Origin of the sequence: Flagellimonas pacifica (genome assembly GCF_900215465.1) — a bacterium.
GTDB classification, from domain to species: Bacteria; Bacteroidota; Bacteroidia; order Flavobacteriales; family Flavobacteriaceae; genus Flagellimonas; species Flagellimonas pacifica.
The window spans coordinates 447,132-460,624 of sequence record NZ_OBEH01000003.1; the positions used below are offsets into that span (position 1 = coordinate 447,132).

At 38.7% G+C, this 13,493-nt stretch carries 11 protein-coding genes; 1 reads left to right on the forward strand and 10 read right to left on the reverse strand.

Features of this window, described 5'->3' with window-relative positions; genetic code table 11:
- Positions 1-2: 2 nt before the first annotated feature.
- Both purL and CRO15_RS11650 read right to left on the reverse strand, forming a co-directional pair.
- Entirely contained in the window at positions 3-3,671 is a 3,669-nt protein-coding gene (purL, locus tag CRO15_RS11645; protein ID WP_097045992.1) for a phosphoribosylformylglycinamidine synthase, read from the reverse strand.
- A 161-nt stretch (positions 3,672-3,832) separates the two neighbouring features.
- On the reverse strand, positions 3,833-5,044 hold the full coding sequence (locus CRO15_RS11650) for an RsmB/NOP family class I SAM-dependent RNA methyltransferase (RefSeq protein WP_097045993.1): 1,212 nt from the start codon (positions 5,042-5,044) through the stop codon (positions 3,833-3,835).
- 73 nt (positions 5,045-5,117) lie between these two features.
- On the opposite strand from CRO15_RS11650, the gene CRO15_RS11655 reads away from it, so the two are divergent.
- Complete coding sequence (locus CRO15_RS11655) at positions 5,118-6,149, forward strand: WD40/YVTN/BNR-like repeat-containing protein (RefSeq protein WP_097045994.1); 1,032 nt, start codon at positions 5,118-5,120, stop codon at positions 6,147-6,149.
- Between the two features lie 52 nt (positions 6,150-6,201).
- On the opposite strand, the gene CRO15_RS11660 is transcribed toward CRO15_RS11655, so the two are convergent.
- The 8 genes from CRO15_RS11660 to CRO15_RS11695 form a co-directional block, all read right to left on the reverse strand.
- Positions 6,202-6,552, reverse strand: a complete 351-nt coding sequence (locus CRO15_RS11660) for a DUF6515 family protein (RefSeq protein ID WP_097046211.1) — start codon at positions 6,550-6,552, stop codon at positions 6,202-6,204.
- Positions 6,553-6,661: 109 nt separating this feature from the next.
- Positions 6,662-7,102, reverse strand: a complete 441-nt coding sequence (locus tag CRO15_RS11665) for a hypothetical protein (protein WP_097045995.1) — start codon at positions 7,100-7,102, stop codon at positions 6,662-6,664.
- Entirely contained in the window at positions 7,095-7,625 is a 531-nt protein-coding gene (locus tag CRO15_RS11670) for a hypothetical protein (RefSeq protein WP_097045996.1), read from the reverse strand. The genes CRO15_RS11665 and CRO15_RS11670 overlap by 8 nt, the downstream gene beginning before the upstream one ends.
- Before the next feature lie 33 nt (positions 7,626-7,658).
- Positions 7,659-8,201: an RNA polymerase sigma factor gene (locus CRO15_RS11675; RefSeq protein WP_097045997.1), complete on the reverse strand. Its 543-nt coding sequence runs from the start codon at positions 8,199-8,201 to the stop codon at positions 7,659-7,661.
- 67 nt (positions 8,202-8,268) lie between these two features.
- The gene (locus tag CRO15_RS11680) at positions 8,269-10,092 is read right to left on the reverse strand and encodes an ABC transporter ATP-binding protein (RefSeq protein WP_097045998.1); all 1,824 of its coding nucleotides are present in this window, start codon (positions 10,090-10,092) and stop codon (positions 8,269-8,271) included.
- A 4-nt stretch (positions 10,093-10,096) separates the two neighbouring features.
- Positions 10,097-11,803: a phospho-sugar mutase gene (locus CRO15_RS11685; RefSeq protein WP_097045999.1), complete on the reverse strand. Its 1,707-nt coding sequence runs from the start codon at positions 11,801-11,803 to the stop codon at positions 10,097-10,099.
- A gap of 58 nt (positions 11,804-11,861) precedes the next feature.
- The gene (locus CRO15_RS11690) at positions 11,862-12,809 is read right to left on the reverse strand and encodes a glycosyltransferase family 2 protein (RefSeq protein WP_097046000.1); all 948 of its coding nucleotides are present in this window, start codon (positions 12,807-12,809) and stop codon (positions 11,862-11,864) included.
- Positions 12,810-12,851: 42 nt separating this feature from the next.
- A complete protein-coding gene (locus CRO15_RS11695) occupies positions 12,852-13,373 on the reverse strand; it encodes a DUF4199 domain-containing protein (protein WP_097046001.1) in 522 nt (173 codons plus the stop codon).
- Positions 13,374-13,493: the final 120 nt, after the last annotated feature.

Here is a 13,493-nt window from a genome sequence, read left to right on the forward strand (position 1 = left end):
AGTTATTTATTGTTCACTATCCATTCCTTGGCATTGATAAATGCCTGTAACCAAGGTGAAACTACATCGTTTCTATCCTTTGGATAGTGTGCCCAGTTCCATGGAAATGTGGAGCGCTCAATATGTGGCATGGTAACCAAGTGGCGACCTGTTTTATCACAGAGCATAGCTGTGTTATAATCGCTTCCGTTTGGATTTGCCGGGTAAGCATCATATCCATACTTAGCAACAATATCATACTCTTTTTCTGAACGGGGAAGGTTGAATTTCCCTTCTCCATGCGAAATCCAGACTCCAAGGGTAGTACCAGCCATTGAAGAAAGCATAACAGAGTTGTTTTTCTCAATTTTCACAGAGGTAAAATTGCTTTCGTGCTTTGCTGAATCATTATAGGTCATTCTGCCATGGGCTTCATGCTCGGGATTGATTAAATCCAATTCCATGAACAACTGACATCCATTACATATTCCCACAGAAAGCGTGTCGGGTCGCGCAAAGAAATTTTTAATGGCTTTGTTGGCTTTCTCGTTGTACTTGAAGGCACCAGCCCATCCTTTGGCACTTCCCAGAACATCCGAGTTAGAAAATCCGCCAACAGCTCCGATGAATTGAATATCTTCCAATGTTTCCCGACCTGTGATCAAGTCGGTCATATGTACATCTTTCACATCAAATCCGGCCAAGTACATGGCATTGGCCATTTCTCGTTCCGAGTTACTGCCTTTTTCCCTTAAAATAGCAGCTTTTGGGCGTTCTGCTTCCGACTGTCCCCTAGAAGGAAGCTTACCATTAAAATTTGAAGGGAAATTATAGTTTAAAGGTTGATTTTTATAGTTTTCATACCTATCCTTGGCCAAATTATTGGCTGTTTGTTTGTCATCTAGCAAATAGGAAGTCTTGAACCAAGTATCTCGTAATGAAGCTACATTCAAGCCAATTTCAATACTTTTGTTTTTGATGTTCAAAGTTCCTTCTGAACACACAGAGCCTATTTTTTGGCAATCAATTCCAGCCTGCACCAAGACTTTCTCCACCGTATCATCTTTTGCCTGGAAAACCAATCCGGTATTTTCAGAAAACAATAACTTGATGATATCCTCTTCTCCAAGATTAGATAAATCTAGGTTAGCACCTAAATCGGTATCAGCAAAACACATTTCCAATAAGGTTGTGATCAATCCGCCGGAAGCAACGTCGTGTCCGGCTATGATCATATCATTTCTGACAAGTTCCTGTAGTGTATTGAAAGTTTTCTTTACATATTCAGCATCAACAATTGTTGGCGTTTCGTTTCCTACTGAGTTTAACACTTGGCCAAAAGAAGAACCTCCCAATTTATAATTGTCCTTGGAAATATTTATATAATAAATATCACCGCGATTTTTCTGGAATACAGGCTCCACAACTTTGGTGATATCATTACAATTTGCAGCTGCTGAGATAATTACTGTACCGGGAGAGATAACATCCCCATCTTTATATTTCTGCTTCATGGAAAGTGAATCCTTGCCCGTAGGCACATTGATTCCCAAGGCAATGGCAAAATCAGATACAGCTTCCACTGCTTCGTACAATCTGGCATCTTCGCCTTTGTTTCTGCAGGGCCACATCCAATTTGCTGATAGGGAAACGGACTGCAAGCCATCTTTAAGGGGTGCCCAAACAATATTGGTCAATGCTTCGGTAATACTGGTTCTGCTTCCGGCTGAAGGATCTATTAAAGCGGAAACAGGAGAGTGACCAATACTGGTCGCAATTCCTTCCTTTCCTTTAAAATCCAAAGCCATAACCCCACAATTGTTTAGAGGTAATTGCAAAGGACCTGCACATTGTTGCTTGGCCACATGTCCGCCTACACAGCGATCCACCTTATTGGTCAACCAATCTTTACATGCAACTGCTTCCAACTGTAAGACCTGCTCTAAATAATCATGGAAATGCTCTAATGAATAGGAGGGGGCGTCATAAGTTATTTCTGTTGAAGAGTCTTCCATTATGGTCTTTGGAGAACTCCCAAACATATCGTTCAACTCCAAATCCATTGGTTTTTCTCCGGTTTTTTCTGATGCAAAGGTAAATCTGTGGTCACCGGTCACAGTTCCAACATCATACATAGGAGAGCGTTCCCTAGCTGCAATACGATCAAGGAGTTCTATGTCTTTTTCACCAATTACCAATCCCATACGTTCCTGGGATTCGTTGCCAATAAGTTCTTTTGCGGATAGTGTAGGGTCACCCACTGGAAGTTTATCGGTATTGATGTTACCGCCCGTTTCCTCAACCAATTCTGATAAACAGTTGAGGTGTCCACCAGCTCCATGATCATGGATAGAAACTATGGGATTGTCATGGCTTTCTACCATTCCACGGATAGCGTTTGAAGCCCTTTTTTGCATTTCTGGATTGGAGCGTTGTACGGCATTCAATTCAATAGCTGAACTGAACTCACCCGTATCAGCACTGGAAACAGCAGCGCCGCCCATACCAATTCGGTAGTTGTCACCACCAAGAATAACTATTTTATCACCTTTGTTCGGTGTATCTTTCAACGCCTGTCCGGCTTTTCCATAGCCGATACCACCGGCCAGCATAATTACTTTGTCAAAACCTAATCGGCGAGCTTCTTCTTTATGCTCAAAAGTGAGCACAGATCCAGAAATCAATGGTTGTCCAAATTTGTTGCCAAAGTCGGAGGCCCCATTGGAAGCCTTTATTAGAATGTCCATGGGGGTTTGGTACAACCATTCCCGTTCTTGCATTCCATTTTCCCAAGGTCTGTTTTCTTCCAAACGAGAATATGAAGTCATATAGACTGCGGTTCCTGCCAAAGGCAAAGAGCCTTTTCCACCTGCTAACCTATCTCTGATTTCTCCCCCCGAACCCGTAGCGGCACCATTAAAGGGTTCCACTGTTGTTGGGAAATTATGGGTTTCTGCTTTTAGGGATATAACCGAATCAAAATCTTTTTCCTCGTAAAAATCAGGTTTGTCCGCACTTTTTGGTGCAAACTGTACCGCTTTTGGCCCTTTTATAAAAGCAACATTGTCTTTATAGGCCGAAACGATGTCATTTGGATTTTCTTCTGATGTCTTCTTAATCAGTTTGAATAATGAACTTGGCTTTTCCTTACCATCAATGACAAAAGTACCATTGAAAATTTTATGGCGGCAATGTTCTGAATTCACTTGACTGAATCCAAATACTTCAGAATCGGTTAATTTTCTATCCAATTTTTTGGAGAGATTTTCCAAATAGGCAATTTCGTCATCGTTCAGGGCAAGACCTTCTTGCTGATTATAGGCAGCGATGTCATCAATCTCCAAAATGGCTTCGGGAACAATATCAATGGAGAAAATCTCCTGACTTAGTCTTTCATACTTTTGAAAAAGCATAGGGTCGAAGTCTGTATGGTCTTCACCCACAGCATGAAACTCCTCAATCCGAAGGATTTCTTCCACTCCCATATTTTGGGTTATTTCTGTTGCGTTGGTGCTCCAAGGTGTTATCATGGCGGCCCTTGGACCAATAAAAAAGGCGTCAAGAGACGCCGCGTTTATCTTAGGTTGGTTGCCGAACAACCATGTTAATTTTTGAATGTCTTGAGGTGCAATTTCTTGAGCAGTCTGGACGGCAAATACCTTTGTTGCCACGTCCCCAAAGAAATGAATCATATCAGCCTAGTTGTTGAACGGATTAAGAAAATGCAAATTTACAGTTTTCTATGTGATTTTATGAGTATGGAACAAACAGTTTTTAACTAGAAATTGTTGATAGGTCCGTTTCAATGTGCAATTGATAATTAGCAGTCAACAATAATTAATTGATAATTGTTTCATTGTCTTTTGAGAAGTGCCATGTAAAATCCATCGTACCCCTTTTCTGAGGCATAGATATTTTGCTCTTTGACCAATTCAAATTCCTTTCCAGCTTCTGAATCCAAAAATTTCGTAACCTGTTCCGTATTTTCTTGAGGTAGAATAGAGCAGGTGGCATAGACCATCTGGCCTTCTTTTTTGACCATTTTGCTATAGTTCTGAAGAATTTCTTGCTGTACGCCCATGATTCGGTCAATAAACTGAGGCTCTAACTTCCATTTAGAGTCTGGGTTTCTTCTAATTACTCCCAATCCAGAGCAAGGGGCATCAAGCAAAAGTCTATCAGCGCTATTGTGCAATTTTTTAATGACCTTGGTAGAATCGATTGCGCGGGTTTCTACATTGTGAACCCCGTTTCGTCTGGTTCGCTTTTTAAGTTTTTTCAATTTACTTTCATAAATATCTAAAGCAATCAACTGCCCTTTGTTTCCCATTTGAGAAGCTAAATGAAGTGTTTTTCCACCAGCTCCGGCGCAAGCATCAACTACGCGCTGTCCAGGTTTAACCTCCAAGAATGGAGCAACCAATTGGGAAGAAGCATCCTGAACTTCAAAATAACCGTTTTTAAAAGCTTCTGTAACAAAGACATTTTTACGCTCTTTTAGTTTTAAAGCATCAGGATATCCATCAATAGTGATGGTTTCAATTTCATTTTCAGCAAGCAAGGCCTGCAATTGTGTCTTCTTAATTTTTAGGGTGTTCACTCTAAGAATTACCTCGGCTTGTTTGTTTAATGCAGCTATTTCCTTGGTCCAAAGTTTATCTCCCAACGACTTTTCTCCCAATTCATCCAGCCAATCAGGAATTGATTCCCTGAATTTTCTATCCTTGGAAAGCTCATCAAACCTTCCCTTTATTCGACGCTCTGGAGTGTCTTCCAATTGTTTCCAATCTGGTAACTTGATACCTCTCAATACGCACCAAACGGTAAACAATCTGAACAAATGTGGTCTTGAATAGGGTTCATTTGCTTCAGCGATTTCAGTATACAAGCGTTTCCAACGAACAATATCGTATGTGGTCTCAGCAATAAAACCTCTATCTCTTGCTCCCCAGCGTTTATCGTACCGTAGTACTTTTTCTATGACCTTATCGGCATATTCCTTTTCGTTGAATATGAGATTTAGTGCATCAATGACTGCAAAGACAAGATTTCTATGTAAACGCATCCCAAAAATTTAAGGATTGCAAAGGTATGGTTTCTAACAAGATTCCAGTTACATTTGAAGAAACACATTTTAGATGAGATATAGTTTACCTTTTGTGGCAATACTTCTAATTTTCAGTTGTTCTCCAAAGGAACGGTCGCATAATTTTTCTTCTGTAGATGTTGAAACAGTTTTTCAAGATTCGGTCAGTATCCGGGCAATTGAGTTTTTGGACGCAAATACTTTGGCATTTGCAGGAAGCAATGGCGTTTTTGGTACCGTTGATTTGAAAACAAATGAGGTTAAAAGTAATGTTCAGGAATACGATACTATTGTGCCATCATTTAGGGCCGTTGCACATACTTCCACTGATTTTTTTATGCTATCCATTGCCAGTCCTGCGCTATTGTACAAAACAGGAGATTCAGGCCAAATGGAATTGGTTTATAAAGAGGAGGGTGAAGGTGTTTTTTATGATTCCATGAAGTTTTGGAACGATATGGAGGGCATTGCGGTTGGAGATACCATGCAGGGGTGTTTATCAATTATTATTACAAGGGATGGCGGTAAAAGTTGGAGTAAACTTTCTTGCTCCCAGTTACCAAAATCAACAGAAGGTGAAGGAGCCTTTGCGGCAAGCAATACAAATATTGAGATTGTTGAAAATAAAGTTTGGATTGGAACAACTGAGGGTAATGTATATTCTTCCATGGATAAAGGAAAAACTTGGAAAGTGACTTCAACTCCAATTGTAAAGGACAAACCTACCCAAGGGATTTATTCCATTGATTTTTTGAATGAACACTTGGGCTTTGGTATTGGAGGGGACTATACGGACCCAGAGTCAAATAGTAAAAACAAAATTATTACCAGAAACGGAGGGAAAACATGGGATCTGATTGCTGATGGACAAGAACCGGATTATAGAAGTTGCGTGCAATTTGTTCCAAATACGGGTGGGAAGGATTTAGTGGCCTTAGGATTCCAAGGGGTTTCATACTCCAACAATGGTGGAAAATCTTGGAAGAAGTTAAGTGAGGAAGGTTTTTATACCATTCGATTTTTGAATGATTCAGTGGCATATGCTGCTGGGAAAGGCAGGATTTCAAAACTGTTGTTTAAATAAAAGAGCTACGATTATCTCATAGCTCTTATAAACTAACAACCAACCAAACCAACTAAACGGTTACAACAACATAATTTCTTCCTCTTTTTTTATACCAGACTCCTCGATATTTGTATAGTTTTCTTCCATTTACAACTACAACTCTTCGTGTTCTGGGTAATTCTCTGACCTTTATTCCGGTAGGAGCTGCGCAGACCACATATTTTTTACCTCTGGCTTTATACCAAATCCCATCGGCAAAATAGAAATTGGTCTTTTTATGAATCACAATTTTAGGTTTGGTGATTTTTGTGACCACTGTGCCATGTTTTGGATAGACTTTAACTACTGTACGCTGCGCATTGGAAGCAAGTATTGTTCCTAGGAATGCTATTGTGAATAGAACTCTTTTCAAATTTTTCATAACGTAGATTTTTATGGTTTCTAGTTCTTTGACTACCATTTTGAGAAAGGGTTTAATGAAAAAAGGAGCCGTATAGCTCCTTTTTAATGCATTTTGTCGATTTTTGAATTTATCCGCCACCTCTGCGCTTGCGCATCTGTTGGAGTAGTCGTCTTTTAAAATCTTCTTCAGCTTTTAATAGCAATACTGTTTTTTTGGGAGACAGGACATTTCTGACCTTGGAGATGAAATCTTGTTCTGCCGCATGCTTTTCTTTTTGAATCGCCATAAACTTGTCCAGTAAGGTTGAAGATTCAGTGTCCGATAGGTCTTGAATCATAGATATTTGAGATCTCAGTTCCAATCGTTCTCTTCGGCGGATAGTTTCCAAGGTTTTGTCATATTCATTATAAATGGGCCAAAATGTCTGTGCTTCTTTTGCAGTAAGTCCAACCTTTTCTGTAATAAAGGCCACCTTCAATGTTTTAATGCGTTCCCTCCCTGGGCCTTGGGCATAAAACCATGAAGGTCCCATTAAAAAGACAAATAGTATGAGTAACTTTTTATTCATAATCGACATAATCTAGGTTTAAATCATCCAAATCTTCCAGGTTCTCGTCCAAATATTGCAATATGTTTTCATCTTCCAATTGGGTTTCTAAAACATCGTTCAGTGTTAGTTCTTCAATATCCACCACTTTGGCAAGCTCATAAGAGCTAAAATCAAAGTCGGTACCATCAAAATATGCATTTATCTCGGCATCGGCCAAATCTTCAAAACTTATGTCGGGCTCAGAATTTACATTCAATCCAAAATATAATAGAAATACAGCTGCTGCAGCTGCAGCACTATAATAGAATTTTTTATAGGGATTTAGTTGAACGACCTTGGTCTTTTTATGATTGATTTTAGAGAGAACTTCTGGTGGAAGATGCTCCAGATATCCTTCTGGTACGGCAAACCCATCTGATCTTGGAATAATCGATTCCTCATGGACGGCTTCTTCTTGATTGATTTTGTCAATGAGACGGTCATGGAAGTTATCGAAATAACCTTCAGGGGTTTTGAATTTATTTTTGTGGTTCTTTTTCATACTACGACTTTGACTTTTAAATGTTTAAAAGGTTTAATCGATCTTAAGATACGTTTCAATTTTCTTTACGGCCAAATGGTATGAAGCTTTTAAAGCTCCCACTGATGTTTGGAGCACTTCAGAAATCTCATCATATTTCATTTCCTGAAAATATTTCATGGTAAACACCAATTTTTGTTTGTCTGGAAGGGTTGCTAGGGCCTGTTGCAATTTTAGCTGGATTTGATCTCCTTCAAAATACACATCTGATTGTAAATTTTCTACCAATTTCATTTTAAGTTCCTCGTCACTAACCCCTAGTTTTTTTGATTTCTGTTTTAAGAAAGTCAGAGATTCGTTAGTGGCAATACGGTACATCCATGAATACAACTTGCTATCTCCTTTAAAACCTTCAATATTCCTGTAGACTTTTATAAAGGTATTTTGGAGTACGTCATCAGTGTCATCATGGTTCAAAACAATCCTTCGAATATGCCAATACAACCTTTCTTTGTAAGTATTTACCAATACCTCAAAGGCTTTTGCCTGGCTTTCTTTTTGTTTCAGCTCGTTGACTAGGGTTTCCTCAGCAATCAAATGTTTCTACATTTTGGTGCTATGACTAAGGTAATGGAAAAAGGTTTAATTCTTAAATGTCTAATAATCAGCCAAGGGATTGCATCTCCACCAATTTTTTGTAGCCTTTGTTGGATTTCATGAGCTCATCATGGGTGCCTTGCTCCACAATTTTTCCTTTACTGAGGACTACAATGGAATCTGCATTTTGGATTGTGGACAATCGATGCGCAATTACAATGGAAGTGCGATTCTGCATCATTTTTTCCAATGCATCCTGAACCAAACGTTCACTTTCGGTATCTAAAGCTGAAGTGGCTTCATCCAGAATCATAATGGGCGGATTTTTAAGAACGGCCCTCGCAATGGAAAGTCGCTGTTTTTGCCCACCACTGAGTTTATTCCCACTATCACCTATATTTGTGTCATATCCATTGGGAAGTTCCATGATAAAGTCATGGGCATTGGCTACTTGAGCAGCGGCCATGATTTCATCGTCAGTTGCATCTTCTTTTCCAAGACCAATATTATTTTTTACGGTATCATTAAACAAAATGGAATCTTGGGTAACGAGCCCCATCAGTCCACGCAACGATTTTTTGGTGATATTTTTAATATTGGTACTATCAATGGAAATTTCACCTTCATTTACATCATAAAAACGGGTGACCAGATTGGCGATGGTACTTTTTCCGCTTCCAGATTGCCCTACTAAGGCAACGGTATGCCCTTTTTTAACATCTAAATTGAAATTCTCTAAGACATAATCATCTTCGTATTTAAAGGAGACATCCTTGATGGTGATATTTTTGGTGAAATCTGTTTTATTGATAGCATTTTTGTTATCAGCAATAGGATTTTCGGACTCCAAAACCTCCAGAACCCGTTCTGCTGCAGCATTTCCTTTGCGAACTCCATAAGAAGCTTTACTTATGGATTTGGCAGGGGTAAGGATGTTATAGGCCAATCCCATATAGGCAATGAATGATGATGGGTCAAGGGTTTTATCTACCAAAACCATTTTTCCACCAAACCAGAGCAACACCCCAATGACCAAAATTCCTAAAAATTCCCCTGTGGGAGAAGCTAAATTTTGTCTGTTCAACAACAAATTGGAAAACTTGAAAAACCGATTTGTCGATTTTTTAAAGATTTTATTGAATTTAGATTCCGCATTAAATGCTTTTACTACACGTAAACCCCCAAGGGTTTCTTCAACAATGGAAAGAAATTCACCTTGTTCCTTCTGCACCTTATCAGATTGTTTTTTTAAGGATTTCCCAATTCGTGAAATAATCATACCTGCAATGGGAATAAACACAAAAACAAAAACGGTAAGTTTGGTACTTATACCAAACATGATAAGAATCGTGAACAATATGGTTAAAGGTTCCCTTACAATCAATTCAAGGATTGAAAGAAAGGAATGTTGAATTTCCAGAACATCTGAAGTTATACGGGCAATAACATCTCCTTTTCTTTTTTCTGAAAAATAGGAGATGGGCAAGTTCACGATCTTCTCGTACATTTTGTTTCGAACATCTTTCAATACTCCATTACGAAGGAATGTTATAAAATACATTGCCAGATAATTGAAGACGTTTTTTAACAAGAAGAGTACCAGGACCAAGCCAATGACCAATACCAAGCCTTTCATATCGTCGTCTCCTGAATAAGCGGTTACGCGATAGTTGATATAATCTTGGAGATAATCTTTAAGACTGGAAAAGCCTTCGTAAACAGGTTCTTCCAGAACTTTCTCGCCAGGTTTGAACAATACATCGAGCATTGGGATTAGTGCGGCAAAAGAAAGCGCACTAAAAAGGGCATAAAGAATATTAAAAAAAATATTCAGAAAACCGTATTTGCGATATGGAACCGCAAAACGGAGAATCTTTTTAAAGTAATTCATTCAGCTATAAATTCAGTTCGGAAACGATTCCCTCTATTTTGGTATCTAACTGCGAATTTACGGATTTATAATCGCTGGCATTTTCCAATTTGACATTAGTACTGATATAAAATTTGACTTTTGGCTCTGTTCCACTTGGTCTGGCTGCTATCCGCGTACCATCTTCGGTTTCGTAGATCAAGACGTTGGATTTTGGGAGGTCAATGTTTCTTTCTTCACCAGTTTGGACATTTTTGGCAATGGAGGTATTGTAATCCTCAATCCAAATTACTTTAGACCCTTGAACTGACTCGACTGGATTTTCTTTGAAGTCAATTAACATTTGTTTGATTTCCTCAGCGCCGCTGATTCCTTTTTTTGTTAGAGAAACCAAATGCTCTTTATAAAAGCCAAAGTTTACATAGCTGTCAATGAGCTCTTTATAAAAAGAACTTCCATTGGCTTTGGCATCGGCTGCGGCTTCACAGGCAAGTAGGGTAGAAGTTACAGCATCTTTATCGCGAACAAAATCTCCCACCATATAGCCAAAACTTTCCTCACCACCTCCAATAAAGGTTGAGTCTGAAAAATCTTTGATCATTTTTCCAATCCATTTAAATCCAGTCAAAGATTCCTTGTATTCCACTCCATACGCTTTGGCCATTTGCCCAACCATTGGGGTAGAAACTATGGTTGATGCTACAAATTCATTGCCATTAAATCCTTTTTTCTTGTATTGATCCAAAAGGAATTTTGTCATAAGAACCATGGTCTGGTTACCGTTCAAAAGCTCCATTTTACCATCAAGGTTTCGCACGGCGATACCCAATCGATCACTATCAGGGTCTGTACCTACAACCATATCTGCTCCAATTTCCTCAGCTTTTTTAATTGCCATTTTTAAAGCTTCAGGCTCTTCGGGGTTTGGAGATTCCACCGTTGGAAAAGCTCCATCAGGTTTTGCTTGCTCCTCTATTATGGTCACGTTGTTGTAGCCAGCTCGTTTCAACACCTCTGGTATGGCCGTAATAGAAGTGCCATGCAGCGAAGTGAACACAATTTTAAAATTGTCTTTGCCTTTAGCGCCAAAACTTCCTTTGCGGACGGATTCACTAAAAAAGGCTTCATCTACATCTTTATTAATTAATTGAATGAGGTTGTCATTGGCTTCAAACTTGATGTCCTCAAAGGAAAGGGAATCAATTTCGGCAATAATCTCCCCATCTTGGGGAGGCACAATTTGTCCGCCATCGGTCCAATATACTTTGTATCCGTTATATTCTGGCGGATTATGTGAGGCGGTCAATACAATCCCTGCATGACAGTTCAAATGTCTAACTGAAAAGGAAAGTTCAGGAGTAGTTCTCAGTTCGGAAAAAAGGAAAACTTTGACTCCGTTAGCTGAAAAAATTTCAGCGACGGTTCTGGCCAAGGTATCTGAATTGTGTCTACAATCATAAGCGATTACCACTTTGATTTCTTCGTTCGGATATGATCTTTTAAGATAATTGCATAGTCCTTGAGTGTTTTTGCCCAAGGTGTATTTGTTAATTCTATTGGTTCCAACACCCATAATACCGCGCATTCCTCCTGTGCCGAACTCCAAGTTTTTGTAAAACCTTTCTTTCAGTTCTTCAGTATCGTTGGCTATAAGATTTTCAATTTCTTTTTTGGTTTCTGAATCAAAAAAATCAGTAAGCCAAGTTTGCGCGGTTGATAGAATAGAATCCATTAAATATAACTTAAGTTTTATCTTGTTAAAATTACAAAGAATCTGCTTTTACGATGACCTAAACGTTAATTTTATTGGAGATGGTGTAACGTGTGTCATTTTTTCTGGAACGTACCATAATTTCTCCCAGAAAGCCTGCCAAAAATAGTTGTGTTCCAATGATCATTGCTGTTAAGGCAATATAGAATTGTGGTCGCTCTGTAATTAGTCTGCCCGTAGGGTTCAGAAAGAGCTTGTCTACGCCAAGGTAAATGGAAAACCCAAATCCAACTATAAACATTAACACGCCCAAAGCTCCAAATAAGTGCATGGGTTGACGACCAAATTTGGAAACAAACCAGATAGTGATCAAATCCAGAAAACCATTGATGAACCGCTCTGCACCAAACTTGGTACTTCCGTATTTTCGAGCTTGATGCTGAACTACTTTTTCGGAGATATTGGAAAACCCTGCATTTTTGGCGAGAACAGGAATATAGCGATGCATGTCTCCTGAAACTTCGATGTTTTTTATTACAACATTTTGATAGGCCTTTAGGCCACAGTTGAAATCATGTAATTTTAAACCAGAGGTTTTTCGGGCTGCCCAATTAAAAAGTTTGGATGGAATGTTTTTGGTGATTATGGAATCATAACGTTTCTTTTTCCATCCAGAAACAATATGGTTTCCGCCTACCTTGATCATTTTGTACATTTCCGGGATTTCTTCCGGGTTATCTTGCAGGTCGGCATCCATGGTAATCACTACTTCACCCTGTGCGGCTTTAAACCCTGCATGCAAGGCTTGGGATTTCCCATAGTTTTTTAAAAATCGAATACCCTTTACACTTTTATTTAAATCGGATAGCTCTTCAATAATTTTCCAGGAACTGTCAGTGCTACCGTCATCAATGAAGATGATTTCATATAAAAAATGATTGGATTGCATAACTTTTGCAATCCAATCATGGAGTTCTTTAATGGATTCTTCTTCGTTAAGTAAAGGAATTACAATGGAAATCTGCATTGTTTATTTCTGGAATTCCCTTCAAAAGTAGTATTTTTTGATTTAGTATGCTGGCTCGTTCTTTTTAATTATAGCTCCAGTAATTAAGCCTACGACCACCCCAAAAAGAGCGCTAACAACAAGTCCAAAAGCTAAAAACACTGGAAAAAGCTTCTTTTGAAACTCCATTCCCTGGTCCCATTGCTCTTGTGTGATGTTTGGATTTTCTTCAAAGGTCTTAACACGCTGTATTTCCGTTGCATTTACCATGTAGTCTGGCTCTATTACATTTGAAAGAACAAGAAAATACAGTGTCCCCAATACAGCAGCTATTAAACCTACGCCCGCACCAATTTTTACAGCTTGTCCAAGTTTGATGAATCCGTTATTTGCTTTTTTAAATTGAATTGCTGCTATAACAACAAAGACCGCTAGAATTGCGAATTGTATGGCTTGTATTCCAAAACTCCTATCATAGTGCAAATCTGCAAAATACAGCATTACACCAAAAACGATTCCTACCAATCCTCCAATTAGACCATATCGTAATGAGAATTTTCCTGTTTTAAGCTTGTTTTCTTCCATTTTATACAAATTTTAGTGTTGATTGTTGCTTGTTAGTGAGGAACTTGATTATTTTGTTACATGTAAAATTAGATTTTTTCTTTTTTACTGTTTTTAAGTTGTACTAATAAAAGAAATTAT